At 35.7% G+C, this 23037-nt stretch carries 39 protein-coding genes; all 39 read left to right on the top strand.

Translation table 11 applies throughout. The features are described from left to right. The first annotated feature begins 164 nt into the window (after nucleotides 1–164). The 39 genes from AC1TPB_RS12530 to AC1TPB_RS12340 all read left to right on the top strand — a co-directional run bounded on the left by AC1TPB_RS12530 (nucleotide 165) and on the right by AC1TPB_RS12340 (nucleotide 23034). Nucleotides 165–560 carry a hypothetical protein gene (locus tag AC1TPB_RS12530; RefSeq protein ID WP_482076797.1) on the top strand — a complete coding sequence of 132 codons (396 nt, stop codon included), beginning with the start codon at nucleotides 165–167 and terminating at the stop codon, nucleotides 558–560. Nucleotides 561–696: 136 nt separating this feature from the next. Next, complete coding sequence (locus AC1TPB_RS12525; protein ID WP_482076796.1) at nucleotides 697–1452, top strand: class I SAM-dependent methyltransferase; 756 nt, start codon at nucleotides 697–699, stop codon at nucleotides 1450–1452. Between the two features lie 167 nt (nucleotides 1453–1619). Further along, a complete protein-coding gene (locus AC1TPB_RS12520) occupies nucleotides 1620–2108 on the top strand; it encodes an NUDIX hydrolase (RefSeq protein WP_482076795.1) in 489 nt (162 codons plus the stop codon). A 227-nt stretch (nucleotides 2109–2335) separates the two neighbouring features. After that, nucleotides 2336–2890, top strand: coding sequence for a GNAT family N-acetyltransferase (locus tag AC1TPB_RS12515; protein WP_482076794.1), 555 nt, complete (start codon nucleotides 2336–2338; stop codon nucleotides 2888–2890). Between the two features lie 118 nt (nucleotides 2891–3008). After that, a complete protein-coding gene (locus AC1TPB_RS12510; RefSeq protein WP_482076793.1) occupies nucleotides 3009–3674 on the top strand; it encodes an HAD family hydrolase in 666 nt (221 codons plus the stop codon). Between the two features lie 64 nt (nucleotides 3675–3738). Next, nucleotides 3739–4200 carry an NUDIX domain-containing protein gene (locus AC1TPB_RS12505; protein WP_482076792.1) on the top strand — a complete coding sequence of 154 codons (462 nt, stop codon included), beginning with the start codon at nucleotides 3739–3741 and terminating at the stop codon, nucleotides 4198–4200. 15 nt (nucleotides 4201–4215) lie between these two features. Then, the gene (locus AC1TPB_RS12500; RefSeq protein ID WP_482076791.1) at nucleotides 4216–4830 is read left to right on the top strand and encodes a M24 family metallopeptidase; all 615 of its coding nucleotides are present in this window, start codon (nucleotides 4216–4218) and stop codon (nucleotides 4828–4830) included. 46 nt (nucleotides 4831–4876) lie between these two features. After that, the gene (locus AC1TPB_RS12495) at nucleotides 4877–5119 is read left to right on the top strand and encodes a hypothetical protein (protein WP_482076790.1); all 243 of its coding nucleotides are present in this window, start codon (nucleotides 4877–4879) and stop codon (nucleotides 5117–5119) included. 16 nt (nucleotides 5120–5135) lie between these two features. After that, a complete protein-coding gene (locus AC1TPB_RS12490; protein WP_482076895.1) occupies nucleotides 5136–5519 on the top strand; it encodes a glyoxalase superfamily protein in 384 nt (127 codons plus the stop codon). Nucleotides 5520–5606: 87 nt separating this feature from the next. Beyond that, on the top strand, nucleotides 5607–5861 hold the full coding sequence (locus AC1TPB_RS12485) for a hypothetical protein (protein WP_482076789.1): 255 nt from the start codon (nucleotides 5607–5609) through the stop codon (nucleotides 5859–5861). 146 nt (nucleotides 5862–6007) lie between these two features. Further along, the gene (locus tag AC1TPB_RS12480) at nucleotides 6008–6742 is read left to right on the top strand and encodes a metallophosphoesterase family protein (protein ID WP_482076788.1); all 735 of its coding nucleotides are present in this window, start codon (nucleotides 6008–6010) and stop codon (nucleotides 6740–6742) included. Beyond that, a complete protein-coding gene (locus tag AC1TPB_RS12475; RefSeq protein ID WP_482076787.1) occupies nucleotides 6742–6927 on the top strand; it encodes a hypothetical protein in 186 nt (61 codons plus the stop codon). Before AC1TPB_RS12480 ends, AC1TPB_RS12475 begins: the two co-directional genes overlap by 1 nt. A 90-nt stretch (nucleotides 6928–7017) precedes the next feature. Next, entirely contained in the window at nucleotides 7018–7893 is an 876-nt protein-coding gene (locus tag AC1TPB_RS12470) for an alpha/beta fold hydrolase (protein ID WP_482076786.1), read from the top strand. A gap of 50 nt (nucleotides 7894–7943) precedes the next feature. Beyond that, a complete protein-coding gene (locus tag AC1TPB_RS12465; RefSeq protein WP_482076785.1) occupies nucleotides 7944–8729 on the top strand; it encodes a DUF4184 family protein in 786 nt (261 codons plus the stop codon). Beyond that, nucleotides 8726–9196 carry a GNAT family N-acetyltransferase gene (locus AC1TPB_RS12460; RefSeq protein ID WP_482076784.1) on the top strand — a complete coding sequence of 157 codons (471 nt, stop codon included), beginning with the start codon at nucleotides 8726–8728 and terminating at the stop codon, nucleotides 9194–9196. Before AC1TPB_RS12465 ends, AC1TPB_RS12460 begins: the two co-directional genes overlap by 4 nt. Further along, a complete protein-coding gene (locus AC1TPB_RS12455) occupies nucleotides 9186–9851 on the top strand; it encodes a hypothetical protein (protein ID WP_482076783.1) in 666 nt (221 codons plus the stop codon). Before AC1TPB_RS12460 ends, AC1TPB_RS12455 begins: the two co-directional genes overlap by 11 nt. Before the next feature lie 69 nt (nucleotides 9852–9920). Beyond that, complete coding sequence (locus tag AC1TPB_RS12450) at nucleotides 9921–10292, top strand: zinc ribbon domain-containing protein (RefSeq protein ID WP_482076782.1); 372 nt, start codon at nucleotides 9921–9923, stop codon at nucleotides 10290–10292. Nucleotides 10293–10415: 123 nt separating this feature from the next. Then, nucleotides 10416–11186, top strand: coding sequence for a nucleotidyltransferase domain-containing protein (locus AC1TPB_RS12445; RefSeq protein ID WP_482076781.1), 771 nt, complete (start codon nucleotides 10416–10418; stop codon nucleotides 11184–11186). A 50-nt stretch (nucleotides 11187–11236) separates the two neighbouring features. Next, on the top strand, nucleotides 11237–11407 hold the full coding sequence (locus tag AC1TPB_RS12440; protein ID WP_482076780.1) for a hypothetical protein: 171 nt from the start codon (nucleotides 11237–11239) through the stop codon (nucleotides 11405–11407). A gap of 19 nt (nucleotides 11408–11426) precedes the next feature. Next, nucleotides 11427–11714: an MOSC domain-containing protein gene (locus AC1TPB_RS12435; RefSeq protein WP_482076894.1), complete on the top strand. Its 288-nt coding sequence runs from the start codon at nucleotides 11427–11429 to the stop codon at nucleotides 11712–11714. A 56-nt stretch (nucleotides 11715–11770) separates the two neighbouring features. Continuing rightward, entirely contained in the window at nucleotides 11771–12493 is a 723-nt protein-coding gene (locus AC1TPB_RS12430; RefSeq protein ID WP_482076779.1) for a hypothetical protein, read from the top strand. Then, a complete protein-coding gene (locus tag AC1TPB_RS12425) occupies nucleotides 12486–12830 on the top strand; it encodes a hypothetical protein (protein ID WP_482076778.1) in 345 nt (114 codons plus the stop codon). Before AC1TPB_RS12430 ends, AC1TPB_RS12425 begins: the two co-directional genes overlap by 8 nt. A gap of 72 nt (nucleotides 12831–12902) precedes the next feature. After that, complete coding sequence (locus tag AC1TPB_RS12420; RefSeq protein WP_482076777.1) at nucleotides 12903–13583, top strand: HAD family hydrolase; 681 nt, start codon at nucleotides 12903–12905, stop codon at nucleotides 13581–13583. A gap of 153 nt (nucleotides 13584–13736) precedes the next feature. Beyond that, nucleotides 13737–14255: a hypothetical protein gene (locus AC1TPB_RS12415; protein WP_482076776.1), complete on the top strand. Its 519-nt coding sequence runs from the start codon at nucleotides 13737–13739 to the stop codon at nucleotides 14253–14255. Nucleotides 14256–14303: 48 nt separating this feature from the next. Continuing rightward, a complete protein-coding gene (locus tag AC1TPB_RS12410) occupies nucleotides 14304–15104 on the top strand; it encodes an inositol monophosphatase family protein (RefSeq protein ID WP_482076775.1) in 801 nt (266 codons plus the stop codon). A 42-nt stretch (nucleotides 15105–15146) separates the two neighbouring features. Next, nucleotides 15147–15953 (top strand): methyltransferase domain-containing protein, encoded by an 807-nt coding sequence (locus AC1TPB_RS12405; protein WP_482076774.1) that lies wholly within the window; start codon nucleotides 15147–15149, stop codon nucleotides 15951–15953. A gap of 31 nt (nucleotides 15954–15984) precedes the next feature. Beyond that, a complete protein-coding gene (locus AC1TPB_RS12400) occupies nucleotides 15985–16545 on the top strand; it encodes an AAA family ATPase (protein WP_482076773.1) in 561 nt (186 codons plus the stop codon). Between the two features lie 63 nt (nucleotides 16546–16608). Continuing rightward, nucleotides 16609–17502 (top strand): PhzF family phenazine biosynthesis isomerase, encoded by an 894-nt coding sequence (locus AC1TPB_RS12395; protein WP_482076772.1) that lies wholly within the window; start codon nucleotides 16609–16611, stop codon nucleotides 17500–17502. Between the two features lie 35 nt (nucleotides 17503–17537). Continuing rightward, nucleotides 17538–17948: an HIT family protein gene (locus AC1TPB_RS12390; RefSeq protein WP_482076771.1), complete on the top strand. Its 411-nt coding sequence runs from the start codon at nucleotides 17538–17540 to the stop codon at nucleotides 17946–17948. 67 nt (nucleotides 17949–18015) lie between these two features. Beyond that, nucleotides 18016–18477 (top strand): class I SAM-dependent methyltransferase, encoded by a 462-nt coding sequence (locus AC1TPB_RS12385; protein ID WP_482076770.1) that lies wholly within the window; start codon nucleotides 18016–18018, stop codon nucleotides 18475–18477. 147 nt (nucleotides 18478–18624) lie between these two features. After that, entirely contained in the window at nucleotides 18625–18828 is a 204-nt protein-coding gene (locus AC1TPB_RS12380; protein ID WP_482076769.1) for a hypothetical protein, read from the top strand. Nucleotides 18829–18846: 18 nt separating this feature from the next. Continuing rightward, on the top strand, nucleotides 18847–19557 hold the full coding sequence (locus AC1TPB_RS12375) for an alpha/beta fold hydrolase (RefSeq protein ID WP_482076768.1): 711 nt from the start codon (nucleotides 18847–18849) through the stop codon (nucleotides 19555–19557). A gap of 124 nt (nucleotides 19558–19681) precedes the next feature. After that, entirely contained in the window at nucleotides 19682–19930 is a 249-nt protein-coding gene (locus tag AC1TPB_RS12370) for a hypothetical protein (RefSeq protein ID WP_482076767.1), read from the top strand. Between the two features lie 126 nt (nucleotides 19931–20056). Beyond that, nucleotides 20057–20437: a VOC family protein gene (locus AC1TPB_RS12365; RefSeq protein ID WP_482076766.1), complete on the top strand. Its 381-nt coding sequence runs from the start codon at nucleotides 20057–20059 to the stop codon at nucleotides 20435–20437. Continuing rightward, on the top strand, nucleotides 20434–20985 hold the full coding sequence (locus AC1TPB_RS12360; RefSeq protein WP_482076765.1) for a nucleotidyltransferase family protein: 552 nt from the start codon (nucleotides 20434–20436) through the stop codon (nucleotides 20983–20985). The genes AC1TPB_RS12365 and AC1TPB_RS12360 overlap by 4 nt, the downstream gene beginning before the upstream one ends. 75 nt (nucleotides 20986–21060) lie before the next feature. Then, nucleotides 21061–21498, top strand: a complete 438-nt coding sequence (locus AC1TPB_RS12355) for a hypothetical protein (protein WP_482076764.1) — start codon at nucleotides 21061–21063, stop codon at nucleotides 21496–21498. Beyond that, on the top strand, nucleotides 21498–21953 hold the full coding sequence (locus AC1TPB_RS12350; protein ID WP_482076763.1) for a RidA family protein: 456 nt from the start codon (nucleotides 21498–21500) through the stop codon (nucleotides 21951–21953). Before AC1TPB_RS12355 ends, AC1TPB_RS12350 begins: the two co-directional genes overlap by 1 nt. A gap of 23 nt (nucleotides 21954–21976) precedes the next feature. Further along, nucleotides 21977–22555 (top strand): hypothetical protein, encoded by a 579-nt coding sequence (locus AC1TPB_RS12345; protein WP_482076762.1) that lies wholly within the window; start codon nucleotides 21977–21979, stop codon nucleotides 22553–22555. A gap of 68 nt (nucleotides 22556–22623) precedes the next feature. Then, entirely contained in the window at nucleotides 22624–23034 is a 411-nt protein-coding gene (locus AC1TPB_RS12340; RefSeq protein ID WP_482076761.1) for a VanZ family protein, read from the top strand. Nucleotides 23035–23037: the final 3 nt, after the last annotated feature.

Raw genomic sequence — 23037 nt, 5'->3', positions numbered from 1 at the left:
GCCGTACAAACAGTATAGATTGAGGTATCCATTTTCATCCTCTGTGGTGCAGCGCCGCTCTTGCGCTGCATGTATGGCTAACGGACAGATTTCTCAATCATAAATATAATATTATTTGATACCACAGAATACATGATTTTATGACATAGGGGGAGAGTTCAAACATGAAAAAAATAATCTGTACTTCAAGTCTTTTTCTTTTCTTGCTACTTGGAATGGTAGCATGTGGTAACGAAAATTACCCCGAGATACCAACGGCAGAAGAGGTTTTGCGAGATGTTAAGGTATCCGCATCAAACATATTTTTAGGTGAATCCACTGAAAAAGATGAAAAGTTTCCTTTATCTTCACTGATTATTAACGAAGAAGAAGTTAAGTTGACGAATGGAAAAGAAAACATTGATGCAGAGATTACCGCCTTTGTAGGTGATAGACAGTGGATATCTGAAACCAAACAGACAATTACGGTTCATTACGGATTGAATACGTCTAGACAATGGGAAGTTCAGGGGATAACTATGAATGACCCCGTCATTCTTGTCATACCCCGTCAGAACTGACGGAGGAATCATCCTGATCTCGTGTGTCCTATGGTGTTCAAGATTCAACTAACGGAGAACGATAGTTCAATGCCATCAAGGCAGCCTTTTCTCAACTAACAGACCAAAAAATTAAACACTAGGAGAGTGACGAAAAATGAACAGTAAAGAATTTTTTTCGGACCGAGTCGATTCATATGTAATGTACCGCCCGAGCTATCCGAAAGAAGCTATTAATTATTTGTACGACATCATCGGTTTGCGTTCGAACAGTAAAATAGCAGACATCGGTTCCGGAACAGGGATCTTTTCAAAGCTACTTCTGGAACGCGGAAGCAATGTGATTGCGGTCGAGCCGAATCAGGCAATGCGGGTAGCAGCCGAGCAAATGTTAGGAAGCAATCCAAACTTTCAGACTATATCGGGTTCTGCAGAATCTACTGGATTACCTGATCAGTCGGTTGAGTTTATTGTCTGCGCACAAGCGTTTCACTGGTTTGATCGCTTAGCGGCCCAAACCGAGTTCCGTAGAATTCTACAGCCAGGTGGGAGAGTAATACTAATCTGGAATTCCCGTCTTACTAACGGTACGGCATTTCGTGAAGAATACGATCAGCTGCTTCATACATACGGAACTGACTACGAAAAAATCAATCATAAAAACATTTCACAGATGATGCTTCTCTCTTTTTTCAAGGAAGGTACGATGCATGAAGGGAGATTCGGAATGAGTCAGGAGTTCGATTTCGAGGGCTTGAGAGGCCGGTTGCTATCCTCTTCCTACAGTCCTGTACCCGGGCAACCGAATTACGATCCGATGATGACGGAACTTCGAAATCTATTTGATAGAAATAAGCAGGATGGTATTGTTCTATTCGATTATGAAACTGAGATATTTTGGGGAGAAGTATAGCTCAAGTTTCGATTATAGAGAATCATTGTACTAACAGGGAACTATACCGCAATAATCAACGTGGAATAAATATACAAATTCACCGTTTAGTTTATGCTTCCGAAGTAACTTTTTGTTTCACAGAAGTTATATCAGGTAGCTACAAAAAGTTTTTGGGAGGTAGTGAAATGGCGTTTCCGACACATATTGTATCGGCAGGCGGAATTGTAGAAGATGGAACTGGAAATATCCTATTAGTAAAAGCACATGACGATGGTTGGGTGTATCCTGGTGGGATAACTGAAGTTGGAGAAAACTTGATTGATGGCGTGATTCGTGAAATCAAAGAGGAAAGTGGAATAGACACCACTGTTAGCCATTTAATTAGTGTTGTTTCGAATACAGCGATCCATAAGTGGTACGACGGTGTGACTGATGTTCCTACGAAGGTCATGTTTGATTTCGTGTGCAAAGTAGTTGGAGGAGAGTTAGCTACTTCTGATGAAACGAGCGAGTGCAGGTGGGTTCCAAAGGAAAATGTTCTCGATTTGATCACTTTACCCGCAATCCGAATGCGTTATGAGGCTTATTTGAACTTTAACGGCTCTGTGAATTACATGGAGTACGTCACTGCGACAACGTCAGAATGTAATGTTAAGCTTCAAAGGAATGTTTAGTTGTATGGGGGCTCGTGTTTAAGAATCTTTGCACTAGCGGGACACGCTAGCTAGAAACAAGTGGAGAAGTTTAACGGCATTAACTTATATGAAGTTCGATCAGCTGGAACAGAAGAGAATGATACGACTAGATATTCCAGATGAATATGAATACATGGATGAAGAATTAATTGATTTGTTACAATCAAGAGTGTCAGAATATATATAAAGGGAAAGAGGGAAATCACTTGCCTCATATTATAGGTAGCCGAATTATATTAAGAGAATATAGATCAGAAGATTTAGAATACATGAGAAGATGGTGTAATAATCCAGCCATTACGGACTTCTTGTCGGATATCTTCTTATACCCACATACTGTCAACGGAACTGAATCATATCTTAATTCAATACTAGAAGGGAAAACCGGGCAGAAAGGATTTATTATTGCCGATAAAGACTCAGAACAATACATTGGTCAGATTGATTTGTCGCATATTGATTGGAAAAATAGAAGTACTGAAATGGGAATGGTAATTGGAGATACTCAATTTCACAATCAAGGGATTGGGACAGAAGCTATACAATTATTACAGCAATTTGTCTTTCAACAATTAAATTTACATAGATTACAACTTGAAGTATTTGATTATAATGAAAAAGCAATTGCCTGCTATAAGAAATGTGGATTTAAGGAAGAAGGTAGACTGCGACAGAGGTATTTCTCTAAAGGCATTTATTCAGATGTAATAATTATGGGGATTCTGAAAAACGAATATTTAGACAATCTACTACCCACTTAAGGCATAAAACGCAGAAGCAGCATACCAACTCAGACGCCCACCTAAGATAAAAGCTATCTAGAGTGGGCGTTTATCATATTCATTAGTCTTTATTAATACTTGCAAAGGTGGGTTAGCCTTGATAAGAGCGATAATTTTTGATTTAGATGGAACTTTGTTAGATAGAGACAACTCTTTGAAAAAGCTTCTGTTGGCGCAGTATACTGCCATAACGGCACTACAGAAAATAGATTATTCCATATATAGCGAACGATTTATAGTATTAGATCAGCGTGGCTATGTGTGGAAAGATGTTGTGTATCAACAACTGATTGATGAAAATCAATTTGACATAACTCAAGATGAATTATTGGCTGACTATCTTGAACGCTTTCAACATCATTGTATTGGCTTCAATGGCATGCATGAGCTATTGAATGAATTAAGAAATAGAAATATAAAATTAGGTCTCATTACGAATGGATACTCCGAATTTCAACGATCAAATATTAGAGGACTTGGTATAACTGATTATTTTGACGTCATTATTGTATCAGAGGAAGAGCAGATAAAGAAACCAGAGAAAGAGATATTTGAAAGAGCGTTACATAGATTGCAAGTAACTGCAAATGAAGCTATCTATGTGGGAGATCATCCTAAAAACGATGTTGAAGGATGTATTACGGCGGGGATGATAGGCATTTGGAAAGAAGACCTATATTATGAAAGACCTGAAATAGCTTGTCATACGATTAAAGATTTAAGTGAAATAATAGACATCATACATGAGCTTAATAGGAAGTAGTATACGTCGACTAACAAATTAATAACAACAATAAAATACAATGAATTTTAAAGGAGCTAACGTAATGACTCTTTGTAAAAATCAACGAGGAGATGTTTTTGAGACAGTTTTACCGATAACGGAGGAAGAAGCAGCTACGATTAAATTAGATTATCCGATAACACACGCACTCGTAGTAGCTAAAAATAGTGATGGATTTTTACTTATTCTTAATCACTGGAAACAGAATTGGGAATTAGTCGGAGGGATTAAAGAAGAAGGAGAAACATTAAGAGAGTGCGCATTAAGAGAAATGGAAGAAGAATCTAATCAAAGACCAGCTACGATAAAGTTCATGGGATTGATGAAATTCAAATTACATAATGGAAAGACAGAATACGGTGGTTTATTCACGGCATGGATCCAGGAGACAAGACCATTTATACCAAATACAGAAGCAGATAAGATTGTATTTTGGAATGGACAAGATGAATTAGGGAGAATTGATGAAATTGATCAATACCTGCTAACTTATTATGAAGATTAAAAAGGAATGATTAATATGGACGCACAGCAATTGGCTATATTGGCTTGTCAGAGATCAAAACAATATTTAATACCAGGAATTTCAGAACATGAATTCTCGATTAAATGCGAAGAGATCATGTACTCACTTGGTGCTGAAGATCTTTGGTATCCTATGCTTGTAAACTTTAACAAGAACTCAATCTACTGCACACGTGGAAATCATTTGCCTTCTAAAGATGTAATTTTGCTAGAATCGGATATTGTTCTCGTTGATTATAGCCCTATGCTTAATGGTAAATGGGGGGATTACTCAGAAACAATACAGGTCGGAAATGATATGATAATTTCCCAGTTAATAAATGATGCAAAGCAAATATTTGAATCGACTTATGAGTTTGCCAAACATGCAGCGACAATAGGAGATCTATTCAAGTTCAGTAACGATCTAATCCAATCTAGAGGATATGAGCTACTCGATCCCAATGGAAATATTGGACATTCGATCGAAGATTATAATAATCAAAATAAGCGAATCTATATATGTCCCGACAATGAAGATGTCAGCCTCAAAGGAAAAAAATGGGCTATTGAACCTCATATAGGAAGGTGGGAGTACGGAGCAAAATTCGAGAATGTAATCTTAGTATAACCAACTATAATTAACCACATTAAATAATATTAGGAGGTGGATTTTGTTGAATAACACTAACAAATTCAATAATATCTCATACTTATATGATTTTGATCAACGTGGCATTATAAAGGATGATATTTCTTTTTACTTAGACTACTCACATCAATACGGTCAAGAAATATTAGAAGTAGCTTGTGGCACGGGAAGAGTAAGTATTCCCCGAGCTCATATTCGTCTGCAATTTAGAGAAGAGTTAAGTTCTATTAACATTCAAAAAAGCAAGGTAATTTCCTTAAACAACTAGGAGGTTGACGTTATTGCTGCAACAAATTGTACCAATTCTACGTATATTTGATATTACGAAAGCTCAAGAGTTTTATATCCATTACTTAGGATTCAAGCTAGATTGGGAACATCGCTTTGATTCGGATTTACCATTATATATGCAAGTCTCAAGGAACAATATTAAGATTCACTTAAGCGAACATCACGGGGATTGTAGCCCTGGAGCTGCCATTAGAATTGAAGTCGATGGAATTAAAGATTTCCATCGCGAGCTTATTAATAAAGACTATAACTATTCAAGACCTGGATTAGAATTAACCCCTTGGGGAAACGAAGAATGTTGTGTAACGGATCCTTTTGGTAATCGAATCATCTTTTATGCTGAACTAAACTCAGACAATTTAAGGACATTCGAATGATGATAATGATCATACGATTAAGCGATTTAAAGGGGGGTATAGCAAGAAAATAATTCAATGTTTTTTACGTTGAGAGGGGAAAAATAGATGAAGTATTTATTAACGTTTTTTCTTTTAATCGTTATAAACATCATTATATATAATGAATTTTCGATTGAAGGACTTTTAATTTATAATTTTGCGATTTTGGCTTTAGCTTTAATCATGATATATGACAAGCTTGGTAAAAAGTCATATGTTGACAATAATATTAAAGGGTATGTCAACGAACAAAATAAGTTGAAACAGCAACTGTTTGCTATTGATGAAGAAAACTCACGATTGAAGAGAGAAGATATTTAAACAACCATGTTTAAGCTAATTTATCAATCCTCTACTAATAGAATTAAATTAAATACTCTCAACGGTAAGGATCCCTTCTGTGAAAAAGCGAGATTTATAATAGGAAGGATAGGTCGCGATTGTAAGACTGTTATAGGAGGCAATGTATGAGTAGAATTATAATGATAAGTGACATTCATGGATGTATAGATCAATTTGATCAATTAATCACTGCGTTGGAATTAAGTTCAGCTTCGGATAAGTTAATATTACTCGGTGATTATGTCGACAGAGGACCAAATAGTAAAGAAGTGGTTGATAAAGTCATATTGCTAGTTAAAGAATATGGCGCGATTGCATTACGAGGTAACCACGATCAACGATTAGTAGATTTAATAAGAAACCCAGATAAAACTATTGAGACCAAATTCATCGAGCACGGTGGTATTGAAACGATGAATAGCTATTGTGACTATAAGTTTGGAAATTCAGATATAGACTTGAATACCGCGATCTCAAGCATTAAGGATAATTATAGTCATCATATTGAATTTCTTAGTAAATTGCCTCTATATTACGAAGACGATCATCATCTCTATGTGCATGCAGGCATTAACCCTAATTATAGTAATTGGAAGGAACAATCCGATTATGATTTTATGTATATTAAGGATGAATTTATCTCGCAACCAACAGTCATAGATAAGAAGGTAGTATTCGGTCATACGAAGGTTATTGATATACATGGCAAAGCAGATGTTTGGTTTGGTGAAGATAAGATGGGGATAGATGGTGGATGTGCATACGGTCTACAGTTAAACGGTTTAATCTTTCAGGATGGGCAATACAACACTATCACGATATCTAGTGGTACTAATCGTATGGAAAGGTTGAATAAATAATGAATGATCTTATCAGTGATACGAAGTACACTCGTGATGAACTAGAAATATTCGAAGCCATCGCTTGCCTTAGATTTATTTTACTCAGTAGAATAGCAGCAGTTCCAAAAAGAGCTAATACAATCTCGACGGTCAAAAATATTTTAATGCGCAACAAATACTTGAATGAAGAATTACTTTATTAAAGGAATTCCACAATTATGTTAACTAAATTTCAAATTCGATTTAAGGAAGGTCTATGCTCAACCACTAATTTAAGCTAGGGGTGAAATCTAATGAAAAGATACAAATCTAGCGAAGGTCAACATCTTATCTACGAATCCTATAATAGATTATTGGCACAATGGGATGTCATATACGAAGAGATTGACATTATGACATCGTATGGAAGTACACATCTTATACTAGCAGGTTTACCAACTAATCCTCCTTTAATACTGCTACATGGAACGGCAGACAACTCGGCAATGATGTGGATCTATAATATACAACAGCTATCTGAAAGTTTTTATGTTATTGCAATAGATGCAATTGGAGGTTCTGGTAAGAGTGAACCGAATGATAACTATTACAAAGAATTTGACCAAACAACATGGCTCGATGAGCTACTTGAATCGTTAACAATAGAAACAACGCATATTGTGGGAGTGTCATATGGAGCGTACTTAGCTTATCATTATGCAATCATGAGACCTTCTAAAGTTACTAAAATTGTTTGTATGGCAGGGACAATCGCAAGTAGCCAGTTTGAAGTGATGAGGAAAATGATGAACGCCTTTCTACCAGAAGCTTTATTTCCAACACAAAACAATTGTAAGAAATTACTTAGAAAGCTAAGTGGATCTAATTATTCAGTATTCGAGAATAATACCGAGCTCATGAACCATTGGTACTATCTACTTAAGTATTTCAATAATAAGTCGATGATGAAGCATACACTGACTATGTTCCACCATGATCAAATTAGTCTGATCAGAGATAAATCGTTATTTCTAATCGGTGATAAAGATGTACTGAGTTACTATCCGAAGGCAATACAAAGACTTAATAAGTATCAACTAACCTATACGATCATTAATAATGCAGGTCATGCGATTAATCACGAACAATCCGAGCAAATTAATGCAGAAATAATAAACTATCTCACCTAATTGTTACACAGATATTATTAACTATAATTCATTTTGAGTAGGAGTATACTATGCCATTTACATTGTCACATGCAATGTTTGCAGTACCGCTAAAGTACATAAAACCCAAATATTTTAGCACTACAGGGTTGATATTAGGAAGCATGTCTCCTGACTTTGAATATTTCATAAGGCTGGAGCCATTTAGAAGTATTGGTCATTCATTTATAGGGTTATTTCTCCAAGCGCTGCCACTATCGATAATAATAGCCTATCTCGTTCATCATGTAATAAAAGTTCCATTATCTCTTCATATCACTTCGCGTTATTACCTTAGTTCAAGACTCTATCAATTTTTACATCAGGAGAACTTAAATACAGTGAGATCATGGTTAGTACTCGTCATGTCAATAATAATAGGATTTGGAACTCATATTATTATTGATGGTTTTACTCATGCACATGGTTTTTTCGTCGACTTACTGCCTGCATTGAATGAGGTGCTTATTATGAATATACCAACGTATAAAGCACTACAATATACATCATCTATTGTAGGACTTGTATTTATTGTATGTATGGTTGGCTATTACCTGTTCAGTAGTCATCCTTCTCAAAAAGTAGGAACAGCTGTTACGAAAAAACAGAAAAGAATATATTGGCTGATCGTTCTTGTAACCGCGTTCGTTGTCACAATATCGAAATTATTGCTATCAGCAAGTCATAACGTCCTTGGAATAATGTTTGTTGCACCAATTAGTGGAACTTTTCTTGGCGTGATAGTAGCTTCAATGATTTGGAAAATACGAATGAGTATGATTAAAATCGAGGACAAGGGGAGGAATCAATCATCATGAATATTCGTGAATTTGTAGAGAGTAAAGACTTTGATAATTGTATTACGCTCTTTTTGAACGTATTTAATCGTGAACCATGGAATGACAATTGGTCGATCGAAGGTGCTGCGCAGTATTTAACAGACTATGTATGTACTCCTGGGTTTAAAGGATATATTGCGGACGAAGACGGAGTTGTCCAAGGATTTATATTGGGATTTCGAAAAAGATGGTGGGAAGGCGATGAATTTTACATTAATGAAATGTGTGTTCAAGTTGATGGGCAAAGAAGAGGCATAGGAACACAATTAATGAAACATGTAGAGCAAAATTTAATATCTAATGGTATACGAAATATAACGTTATTGACAAACAGGGGGATTCCAGCAGAAAAATTTTATACAAAGAACGGATTTCAAGTGATTGAAAGACTTATTTTTCTGCATAAGCGAATTGAAAATAGTTCAGGAGGCCAAGATGAACAATAAATTCAAAGTCTTAAGCTTAATTATTGTTGTGTTACTTATAGTATCAGTAAGCTATAACACTATCCAACATAATAACAACAAAGGAACAGAACAAGCACTTTACGAAGTTTCTATTAGTTATAGATTATCGAAATATTATAAGATATCCTCACTTAATGAATCGTTGAAGCAAGCAATATCGGATCGTAGATTGTATGTTGGTCTGATCGGATCTAATCGAAATTATTTACAAAGAGATTTTAATGATTTGGAGACCATCCAAAGTGAATTTGTATTGATATACAATTCACTACATCCCAAAGATTCTATGCAACTTACTGTAACGAGTAATACCAACTTCGCTTTATTTGATATATTTCAAGATATATCCATATATTTTGATCTTTTGTATAATAATCACACCGAAAACTTACTTAATGATGGAGAACTGAAATATTTCACATTAGAAGAGAAGGAAATAGAAGAAATTAAAATTATAACTAACATTCTAGATGAGCTAGTTACGATATATAAAGAGATCAGTACAGAAACAAATGGCAGTGTGAAAGATACATGGGAATTGTTAATGGTTCAAAATAAAGAGTTTATTGCTACAGAAGAAGTACAACTTCAATTTCGAAAAATAGTTGATGCTATCATTCTTAACAATAAATAGGACCCATCACCAAATCTATATATAGGATGTGCTGATTTGATAGAATGCCCATGGTGTCAAGATGAGATAGTGATCACAAATGGTAAATGTCCACAATGTCATCAAAAGCTGCATGATGTATCTGATCGTGATTTTGATAGTAATTCTACATTAGACTCGGAGCCATTACATTACACCGATGAAGAGTATGGTGACCTTCTATCCGTCATAGATATGATTAGTGGCAACTTTAAGTGTGCAAAGTGTCAATGCGATGATTGTCGAGTGAAGGAAGTTGCGATGACGGGTAATGGGTTAAGTAAACTATTTGATATTCAGCATAATCATTTCCTATTTGTTTCATGTAACAACTGTGGCTACGTTGAAATCTATGATCCTAGTGTCTTGAATGGAAAGAAGGCAGGAACACTAGGTTCTGTCATGGATATTCTCTTTGGATAACATTTAAAATGGAGGTAAGCATCTTGTTTATCGTCATCTCAGCAGATAGAACATTGCAATTGGCTATAGCTATTCTTATGAAGATAGAAAATACTTGATATTTACATCAGGGGGTATTCATTAATGAAACCATGGGAAATAGCTCTCGAACAGTTTTTAGCCACTTGGGAGCATAACGAAGATGTCGTTGGTGCATTGGTTTGTGGTAGCTATATTACCGGCGAGCCATCTAATAGATCAGATATAGATGTTCATATTATACTGTCAGATCATGTAGAGTGGCGAGAAAGAGGGAATTGTATCATTAACGGATTGTTAATCGAGTATTTCGCTAATCCGCCTCAACAAATCCGAAGCTACTTCCAGGAAGACTATAATGAACATCGTACAATGGCGATGGTTCAATTTATTACTGGCAAAGTTATCTTTGATCATACTGGAGTTATCGAGCTGCTAAAGCAGGAAGCTCTAAGTTGGAAATCCAAAAGCTACGAAGACGTATCCGCTTCACTGATAGAAGTGAAAAAGTATACATTATGGGATGCATACGATAATCTACTGGATTGTTATGAGCAAAAACGATCTGATTTCAAATTTGTTTATTATAACTCCTTGTGTCAATTGTTCGATACATATTGCTCTATACTTCACATAGAGAAAATTCCTCATTATCAGATTAGTCGATACTTATCCGAAGCATCCTACTTGAAAAAATATATGAAACAAGTTTTTCCAGACCAACTATTCAGTAATATGTACATCGAAGCAATGATAGTAGAAACTACAGATCAGATGCTTCAATACTACAGCAGGCTGACAGAATATGTGTTACAAGAAGCGGGTGGCTTTCATATCGATGGATGGAAATTACGGAGTAATCTACAATTAAGCTAGACGTTCAGATCCTCATCGTTCAACGTAAGAGAATTAAAGGAGTAACGACAATGAATACAACTCAAATTGGTAAGCTAATTAAAATAAATAGATATCCTGTAAAATCCTTTTCAGGCGAGACGTTACAGTCTGTAGACTTAGCTAAGTATGGCGTAATCGGTTATCACGCCAAATTAGAAGCAGTACCTGACGCCGATAACCTAGCAGTTACAGAGACTTGAGCAGCTTTATGGCAAACGAATTGATCACCGTAGATTCAGAGCGAATTTCTGTATTATGCTTGAAGAAGATATTAATGAAGTTGATCTTATTGGTCGACGCCTTATGATCGGTAATAGCGAGCTTACGATTAAGTATCCTTCTGAGCGCTGCGCTATGATTACGATCGATCCAGATACGTTAGAGAAGGATGTTACCCTACTTAAGCTCATTAATGAAAATATGAACGTACAATTCGGTTTGTATGCTGATGTAACGAAAGTAGGAACGTTGAAAACGAATGATGGTGTATATTTAATTGAAGAATAGTTGCTAAGATCTAGCTAGATTTTACGCCAAATATGATCAGTATGAGGGACGGCCTAATGAAGACAAAACAGCTGGTAAGAGATATAATCTATATAAATGGTCGGGAATTCGATAATAAATGCTTTTACTCGTATGGAATAGAATTTTATGAGTTTATGTCGTGCGTTGAACAAAGACCAGAGAATCTAATTCTATTGAAACATAATTTTGATAACGCACAATTGAACCTAGACTCAAGATTCGAATATGTAACCTCTCAGGAAATTGATGAGTTAATTGCTGATGATGTATACGGATATGGAGATTTTTGTTGGGTAGATTTCAATAAAGAAGACGATCTCGATACTCTAACTTCCCTTCAAATTGCTGAGCTACTCTACTTTGGACATCTTGCTAAACCATTACATGTTATTCCCAAACGCAGATTTGCATATTATGCACATGATGATGGTTGGTTCAATAAAATTTATGTAAGCCAGCTACAAGACTATGAATTGATATTGTCAAAAGTTGTGACGTTCAAGTTAAGAAATTTTACAAGAAAACAGATTTCACCTATACCTAGTGACATTTCAAAAATACTGTTGAACGCGACAAAGGAAGGTTTGTTTATTGATTTTTCAAAGCTAGTAACAACCAAACTTGAAATTAGAATACCAATTACTGCGGTAGGACATTACATGGATATGGATGCCGTTTACGAGCTGAAAGATGAAATTACCGAGTACAAAATCTGGTTAGTTCATCGGAATAGAGAATGGAGGGTAATCAATGAATAAACGAATATTGATCGAATCCATAATATTTGCACTATTGTTAATGGCATTAATTATTGGCTGGCAAGTTGTACAAGGTTATTTGAACACTCAAAACCTATCCAGCGAGTTTCCTAGTGAGTTATCTAACAAGATAACTCAAGAAACTGCTTTTCCCAATCAATCTAACACCTCGGTTCACATTGCATATTGGTCTAGTCCTTCAATATTATATGGCATTGATCAAGCATTTGGACTAGATGATTTATTAGAATTAGTCGGAGTATTTATAATATTTTCCCCACTTTATTACTTTATACGAAAGTATCTTAATAAACGTAAAACAGCTAGAAACAAATAATACGTATCACTAATATTATTCGTTCAGACTACTTCTAACAAGTTGTCTTCGTTTTCTACTAAGGAGGAGCCCATGAAACGAGATACTGTCATTTTTGATCTTGATAATACACTGATCAACCGTAAAAAGGCTTATGAAAAGTTCTCACATGATTTTATTGATCAATTTGTTGTTCGTACCGATTCATCTATGCGATCTGCCATTGTTGAATTGATGAGAGTTGCTGATAATAATGGTTACCGAAAGAAGCATGAATTATATGAAGAATTATTCGCTAGACTTGAGTTGCGAAATTCAGTAACGACTATCGATGATATGATCCAGTTTTGGTTCTCAGATTTTTATAAATACACTGAATTAATGGATAACGCCTTATCTGTGTTGCAGTATTTGCAATCAAGAAATTTTAAGATAGGATTAATTACAAACGGCTCGAGCCGTTCACAACATGCAAAAATCGATAGTGTTAATATAAGAAACTTCTTTGATGAGATTATAGTATCCGATGATGTAGGTTGTAAAAAGCCTCATCGTAGTATCTTTGATCTCTCATTAGCTAGACTGCAGGCAAAGCCAGTTCAATGTTGGTATATAGGAGATCACCCTATCAATGATATTAAAGGTGCTAATGATGTAGGTATACATACGATATGGCTGCGAGGCTTTATGGAGCAAGAAACTAACAGTAGCGAACCCAGCTATATCATTAATGATTTGGATGAGATAATCCCAATCGTTAATAAATACAATTGAGGTGATAGATTTGAAAATCAAGGTACAGGGATCGTGAGTAGGCATTTGGTTGAATATGGTGCGAACGTGATTGGGATTGAACCTTCCATTGAATTGATCGAAGAAGCTGTTCAGATGGATCAACAATTATAAGTTACTAACATAAAGTATATTTTGTCAACAGCAGAGGATTTTGAATATGCACAAGTAGTTCCAATAATAATTGCTGTTCGTGCATGGCATTGGTTCAATCGTTCTGCAGTTTTACGAAAAATCGAAAAACATTTAGACAATGACGGTCATTTGATTGTAATCAACTCAATATTCAAACCTGATTCTGAGATTGCTAGAATGACCTTTGAAGTTCTAACGAACAATCAGATTGTCCTCAAACCAGCAGGGTCTAACGCTGATGCTGTTGAACGTAAAATGGGGTTCCCACTTAATTGGTTCGATGAATGGGAGAGTCATTCCTTGCAACTGATTGATGTGTGGCAACAAGACTATATGCTTGAATTCTCCCATGAAGAGTGGTGCGGAAAGATTAGATCTGTTTCTTGGTTGACTAATGAAAGTGATCAATCCAAAACGATAATAACAAATGAACTAATGGATAGATTATCACCTTTTGACGCAGTCCTCAAAATCTCTCATCAATATTCTATTGCCATATTAAGACATTCGAAGTTATAATAGTCTGAATATTCTAAGTTCATTATAATAAATAGAAGAGGTGCATCAGTGGATTATCAAATAATAAAAGATGCAAGACAGTTATGTGAATCTATCATTATTCAAGCCGGCGATATTGCAAAAAGTAAATTCGATAACTTCAAAGGTTTAGAATTGAAAGATGAGTTCGGAGATATAGTAACTGAAGTAGATCATTTGACGGAGCAATTAATTGTCAATGCGATTTTAACGACATTTCCAGACCACCACGTTCATAGTGAGGAAATAGGGGATCTAGGAGTAGAAAGTGACTGGCTTTGGTTAATCGACCCGCTTGACGGAACTAATAATTTCGCGATTGGTCTACCCGTATTTTCTACTTCTATTACACTGATGTATCAGTCTGAACCTGTTCTTGGCGTCATCTATGAGCCGATGACAGAACGTTTATTTATTGCCGAGAAAGATAATGGCGCGACATGTAATGGATTACCTATGTTAGTCAAAAGTAATACGAATCTATCCAAAGGTAATATAGGTTGGATTCAAGGCCATAAAGTACAAAACCACACGATTGCGGTAGGATTGAGACAACATATTGATCTGAAATTTAAGAGAATGATGAGACTTTGGGCTCCGACACTGCAATGGTGTATGTTAGCCAAGGGTGATATCGATGGGATTATATTATATAACTCCGAGGGCGACGATCTTTATTCTGGTATTTTAATGGTAAAAGAAGCTGGCGGGATTGTCATCGACTTTGAAGGCAATGAATTTATTGGGATGAATGATGAACCTTACCTAATTGCATGTCATCCTGACCATAAAAACGAACTATTAAGAGTTGTTAGAGAAGGCATGCACTAGAGATTGGCAATATCACAACTAAACTAGAATGAGGGATACTATATGCAACATACATATACATTCGATGCTTTTGAAGAGGAGCAAAAACTTACTGAAATAGAAAGACTAACTAAAAATGTTGATAGTCATTCGAAAACGATTACAGATATATTCCTTAGCCATGGTCTGATACATTCAAGTAAAGTGCTTGATGTTGGTTGTGGAACGGGTGCAATGCTAAATTTATTTGCTAATATGTTGCCACAGACTGAATTTATCGGAATAGATAGTAGTCAAGATATATTAAGAAGCTTACAATCCGAACAGTTGAATAACGTTACTGTACTACAAGCTGAAGCGACTAGACTTCCATTCGATGATAATACATTCGACTTTGTATATACTCGCTTAGTACTTATGCATAATCAACAACCTGAAACTATTATTCAGGAGATGAAGCGTGTATGTAAACCTAAAGGAACCATTGTCTGCGTTGATGTTGATGACGAGACAATGATCTTTTACCCCTTTGCCGATGAGTTTTCAGAGCTAATTCGAGCTAATGTACGATATGCAAAGACCAATGGTACAGATCGATTAATTGGTAGGAAGTTATTTTCTCTATATAAATCAGCTGGCATAGACGAGGTTAAAGTCATTACCGACACTAGTGATTTCACAGGTTTTTATGATGAAATACCTTTCCCTTTACGATTAGCAATGGGCAGAGAACAAGCTAGACATCTCGTTCAAGCACAATTAATTTCGGAAGAACAGCGAATTGACTTCGCCGAGAAGGTAGAAACTTTCTGCCAAGACCCTAATAGATTTTATTCAGGCTCATTCTTTTATTGTATTGGTACCAAATAAATGACTCAATAATTAAGGAGGCTCGCTCGGTATGAAACTAATCATCATATTTGGCCCACAGGCTGTAGGGAAGATGACGGTAGGACAACACCTTGCTGAGATTACTAATCTGAAGCTTTTCCATAATCATATGACAATTGATTTGGTATCTAATTTCTTTGATTACGGAAGTTCATCTGGCAAACGGTTGGTCGGATTATTCAGACAAGAAATATTTGAAGAAGTAGCCAAAAGCGACCTTGAAGGTTTAATCTTCACCTTTGTATGGGGCTTAGATCTTGCTGAAGATTGGGAATATGTTAAGAAGATTAGTTCTATCTTTGAAAATGAGAATGGAACGGTTTATTTGGTAGAGCTTGAAGCCGACCTTGAAGAGCGACTTGAAAGAAACAAAACTGATAATAGACTATTACATAAGCCAACCAAACGAGATATTGCTAGATCTGAACATGGCCTACTAGAGACATTAAAACATCATAGATTGAATTCCCATCCTAATGAGATACATTTAGATAACTACGTGAAGATTAACAATACAAACTTAACACCAATCGAGGTAGCAGCTATAATCCGCGATACATTTCAGTTGTAAAGTATCGCCACTTTGAAGAATTCCCGATGAGTATATCATTTGGAGAGATGAGGTGACAGTCTAATGAGTTCCGCAGTTACTGTTTATCATTATGATGCCTTTTCCAACCTTGCTAATAAAGGAAACCCGGCAGGTGTTGTTATAGGTGAAGAGCAATTAAGTGAAGAACAAATGCAAAAAGTAGCGTTCAATGTGGGCTTTAATGAAACAGTATTTATTATCAAATCAGACATAGCAGATGTGAAATTGAAATTTTTCACTCCTGGACATGAAATCAATCTGTGTGGACACGCAACAATGGCATCACTATATTGTCTAAAGACTAGAGGGTTGTTAGAGGGAAAAGATCATATTTCGATTGAAACGAATGTCGGAATACTAGATATTCATTTTTCCATAAAAAATAAGCAGATATATATTGAAATGAATCAAAGCGAACCTATTTTCAGACCTTTTAATGGTGATGTTCATAAATTAGCACAGTCGATAGGATTATCTGTCAGCGATATAGATCATTCCAAACCAATTGTATACGGAAGTACAGGGACGTGGACATTATTGATTCCTATAGTTCAACTAGATTCCTTCAAAAAAATGATTCCATTCAATAAAGACTTTCCTCAAGTATTATTAGAGAACCCTAGAGCTTCAATACATCCATTTTGTCTGGAAACTGTACATGCTGATGCCTTTATGCATGCAAGACATTTCTCTTCTCCTTATTCGGGTACAATAGAAGATCCAGTAACCGGAACAGCTTCTGGAGTAATGGGGGCTTACTATTTAACCTACATTAACAAAGAGATTAATGAAACTACATTTATCGTTGAACAAGGGCAGGACATCGGAAGAGATGGTAGAGTAATCGTTAATGCTAGCAGAAGCAACGATAAAATAAATGTTTCAATTACTGGTACTGCTGTGTTTGTGAAAGAGATGTATATTCAACTTCAATAGTTAATATGGTTAATTAATTTGGAAGGACTGAACATATGAATTGTCTTGGCTGTGAATTAGCTAATGGCATTACTGACGTACACATCGTTTATGAAAATGAATTCATTACTTGTATTCTAGATATAGCTCCGCTTCATAATGGTCATACACTCATATTACCTAAAAAGCACTATCGCGAACTTGACGAGATAGACGATCTAACACTGCAAGCAATTATGCAAGCTTCGGTTTATATTTCAAAAGCATTAAAGCAAATATATCAACCTAGCGGTATATCTGTTATGCAAAATGGCGGATCTTTTAATGATTTAGATCATTATCATATGCATCTCTTTCCACGATACATTGGAGATGGCTTTGGGTGGCTTGAACCTACCAATGTATCAGTTAATAACTTAGAAATAGTAAAGCAACTTATAATTGATCATTTAAAATGTATATGGTGAAGTCATTGAACGATTCCGAGAAAGGTTTACTTGAATAATAGATCAAAAAAGAGAGGTGGAACTTCTAATGAAATCTATTATTAATTATTACAATAAGTTTGATGAATGGGGTCGACTTGATCGTGAACCAATAGAGTTTATGATCAACATGCATCATATACGAGCTCATTTACCGCTGTCAGGCCGAATCCTTGATAATGGAGCAGGACCTGGTAAGTATTCAATTGAATTAGCGAAGCAAGGCTATCAAATTACATTAACTGACTTAACGCCTCGACTAGTTGAGATCGCACAACACAAAGTAAAAGAATTCAAACTTCAAGATCACTTTGATGGATTTCATGTTATGGATGCATGCGACTTAAATTCATTTGCAGATGAACAATTCGATGCCACAATTATGCTTGGTCCAATGTATCATTTACAAAGTGAAGAGAATCGAATGCGAGCTATTCAAGAATTATATCGAGTAACCAAATCAGGCGGTATTGTCTTTGTCGCATTTATGTCGAGAACAAAGTTTTTATAAACATCCTTACACCATCCACAATTTTGGAAACCTAATCATACTTCGCAAGGGATAACTACATTTCTAGAAACAGGAGTATTCAACCATAGTGATGAAGGAAGATTTACAGAAGCCTACTACTATCCTATTGATGAAATATCTCCGTTTATGGAATCTCAAGGTTTTCAGACGGTAAAACTCATTGGCTCTAGTAGTGTAGCAACCAATATGTCAAAGGAACAATGGGATTATTGGAAAGAAAGAGGAGAGGTAGAATTCAATCAGATCATGAACCTCGTATTAGAACAGTCAGAAAATCCATATATTTTAGGAAGTTCTTCACATATCATGTACATCGGTAGCAAACAATAGATATAGAAGGTGAACCCGGTGAAATTACGATCAGAAATAACACGATCAAAGGTAAACATTCATTACTTAGATTCACATGAAGATGCTGATCCGTCGTTAATTCCACTACTAATATGTCCTGGACTATCTGAGACTGCGGAAGAATACGAAGAGCTGCTCCATGAAATATGGCCTAGACGAGGCATTGTATTGTCCTTTAGAGGCAGAGGGCTCAGTGATTCACCAGTTGTTGGCTACAACCTAGAAGATCATGTCAAGGATATTATTAGCGTTGTACAATATGCCGGATTAACTAGCTTCCACATTTACGCGTATTCAAGAGGTGTTTCCTATGCTCTAGGCTATATTGAACAACATTCCGATTGTATTCATAAAGTGATCCTACAAGATTATCCTCCAGAACATAAAGAGATGGATAATAACTGGGCTGAAGATTATTACAATAACTATATTATTCCTTTCAATAGAACCAAAAATATTACGAAAAAAGCAGTTTATGGTATTGGGACAGAATCTACATCTTCTAAATTCACTACATTTATAGATAAAGAAGCACTTATTCTTAGAGGTACAGATGAAGGAACATTGATCGATCCATCCCATATGGAGCAATATAGAATATTATTCGCTCATATAGATGAAGTTCAATTTATGAAATCAGGTCATGATATAAGAAATACGGAGAAACAAAAGTTGTATGAAACTATCCTACGTTATTTGAATAGTTGACCAATCTATTTAGGAGTGAATAATTTGCTGTTACATGGCGCAATGAAGCTATTATTTCATTCCAATTTAGTAGCCTTCTTCACGCAACAAACGATTCTATTATTTCGCAATTAATTTAGAAACTATGAGGAATGTACCATGGACTGATGGAATTATTTATATGTTACCAGACAGTACATTCCGAAAAGTAGAGAAGGGGAAGATTGCATTTGACGAATGGATTTCAGAAACTCCTGTGCAACCAATACTAAAATTACCAGTTGATTTTAACGATTTCTATTATAAAGACAAAGTATCAATACACAACAATAATGAATCTATGTTTAAGACATTGTTAATGTATAAATTCAGAACATCCTTTATAAAAAAATAGCACATTATTGAACCATCATTATACATTTATGATATAATTTTGTGTGTTGCTTGAATCAATGAAACCTATTTATTCGGAAAAGTTAACTATGTTAATTATAATAATATTGCGAAGGATGATGCAGTGATGATTATAGGAATACATCATGTACAAATTACTATTCCCAAAAATGCAGAACAACAAGCTAAAACCTTTTATTGTGAAGTATTAAACTTACCAGAAATAGAAAAACCCGCTTCTTTACAAGGGAGAGGTGGATTTTGGATACAAGTTGGAGATCGCGAGGTGCATATCGGAACGGAAGATGGGGTCCAGCGCAATCTTACAAAAGCACATATCGGCTATGAAGTTAGCGACTTATCAGCAATTCGCAATATAATCATCGAACAAGGTATTTCGCTAGTAGAATGCGTGCCTATACCTGGTTATGAACGCTTTGAGTTCCGAGATCCATTCGATAATCGAGTAGAATGCATACAACGAATGACAAAGGAGTTAATCGATTGAAAGAAGATCAGTTAAAAAACATCATGATGACTAAAGATGGTTTGCTCAACGACCTACAATATATTAAGGAATTAGCTCTCCCGCAATGCTATATCGCTGCGGGATACATTCGCAATTACTGTTGGGATTATTTGTCTAATTATCAACATCATTTACCGTTAAATGATGTTGATATTATCTTTTACGATGCTCAAAATCTAGCTTTTGACCAAGAAGTAGAAGCAGAGCAGCAATTGAATAAGTGGAAGCCCCAATACAGTTGGTCAGTGAAAAATCAAGCACGAATGCATCTCACGAATGGCACATTACCCTACACAAGCACACTTGATGCAATGCGATATTGGCCAGAAACTGCTACTGCTGTTGGTATGAGGCTAGATGACACCGGGTGTATTGAAATTATCGCGCCATATGGGTTAGACGATCTATTACATATGCAGCTTCGTAAAACAGATTTGTTTACTAATGTAGATTATTATTATACGAGACACCAATCAAAAGGCTGGCTGGATAGATGGCCTAAACTGCGCTTAGTAGACATTCGCTAGACCGATTTATACATCATGATTATTACACAATAATTCCGATTAACTAACGATATGTTACGATTTGGAGGCGTGATCATGAAAAATTTCGCATTACGTTTAATCCCTGCTACTGTGCACTGTATTGCAACTTTGATATGTTTAAGTTTACTACTCAAAGCCGATCATTCGAATCTTTCTGCAGTGCTAACTACGGCCATCATCACGCTAATATTAACTTCCGCAGTGAGTACATCACTAATTTGCAAAGGCTCTTGGAAAGTGATGCGTACATCCGTTACATTGTATACTTTGTTTGCTCTTATATTTGGCGGGGCAACAGTGATGAAATTAGAAATTGCACTGGAAACATTATTTATGCCTAGCTTTGTATTTTGTCTGCTTGTATTATCCTACTCCTTACTTGCGCTCGTTATCGGAACAATAATCGGAATGATAGCTTATCGAATGACAACTACAATAATTCATAACAGAAGCTCATCACAACCAAACATCGAAATACAGGAGGGAATGTAATGGCTAATATTATAGATGAAAGATTAATGTCATTAAATATCGAATTACCTATAGCTAGTAATCCAGCAGGAACATATACGAATTTCGTTATTGTCAATGGATTGATGTTCGTCTCAGGAAAAGGACCAAGCGGTAATCCAAAAGGTAAATTAGGTAGTACATATACAACTGAGGAAGGTTATCAATTTGCGCGTAATACTGGCATCGAGATATTAGCTGTAGTGAAGGATGCATTAGGTAGCTTGGACAAAGTGAAAAGAGTTGTGAAGATACAAGGGTTTGTTAATGCTGAACCTCATTTTGAAGAGCATCCTAAAGTGCTTGACGGTATTTCTGATCTTCTCTATGATGTTTTCGGCGAAAAGGGCGTACATGCTAGATCAGTATTTGGCGCTGCGAGTGTTCGGGCCAATTTACCAATCATCGTAGATTCGATTTTTGAAGTGGATGTATAAAACAAATCACAAAGGAGGGCGCAATGCAGCGGAAAAGGATTAGAAACTATGTCGCTCTACTTGTTATCATCTTCATTGGTTATATATTAATTCCAACCCAAGGTTTTTCCTTCAGTGAACGAGGTGCGATTAAGAAACATCCTTTCGGTACAGCAGGGAACATTATTTATGAGCATCAGTATGACGGAATGAAAGTAATCGTTGCAGATGGCCAGCAATATAACCGCATATATGTTGTTAAATCATATTTGGGTTTGCTACATCGAGCAATTAATAGTCAGGAAATAAGTTATCACGATTCGACAGTACCTCTCTTACGTACTTGGGGAGGGAGTCTTAACAAGAATAACCTGTATGACACAATTATAGCCGTTCAAGCACTTGATCCAGCAATAGTTAAAGTGATTGTAAGTAATGAAAAGTATGAAGAGGAATACTCGGATAATATCCGAGATATTATAGCAAATTCAACATTTTTTGAAGTACTTACCATTAGAGATGGTTTCGCAGTTTACTTAGATGAGTTAGAATCTCATTTAGTAGGTGGCTATATTTTTAGAGGGCTAAACTCTCAAGGTGAGATCCTAACAGTATTAAGATAAGCAATACAGTTAGCTATAATAGTCAGAAATAACGTTGTTCATTGAATCAATTGAATAGGATGTAGACGATGAAAAAAAACTATATTTTACTAACATATACACTGTTACTCGTTTACTGGATGCTCTTCGGGTTTGACAGAAGTCCTCAACTACATTATCAATACAATATAATACCTTTAGCTACTATTATTGAAATGTTTCAACTATATCCATTGTTTAGCAAACCATTAATTGTCAATATTATAGGTAACATTATCGTATTTGTGCCGTTCGGCATTTTACTACCAGCTATCATTCGTAAGAAGCTAATATTCCTGCTGGCCTTCTTTCTAATCGGTATTACGATAATGGAGCTTTCACAATTATTACTGCGCAGAGGAAGCTTTGATGTTGATGATTATATACTTAATAGTATTGGTTTTATAATAGGTTACATTATTTATCGTTGGTTTTATAAATGGACAAATAGAACCAGTTAAGTA

The organism is Paenibacillus sp. Y951 (genome assembly GCF_056786395.1).
Note: the sequence above shows the minus strand (reverse complement) of the source record. Positions and strands in the feature narration are given on the sequence as shown.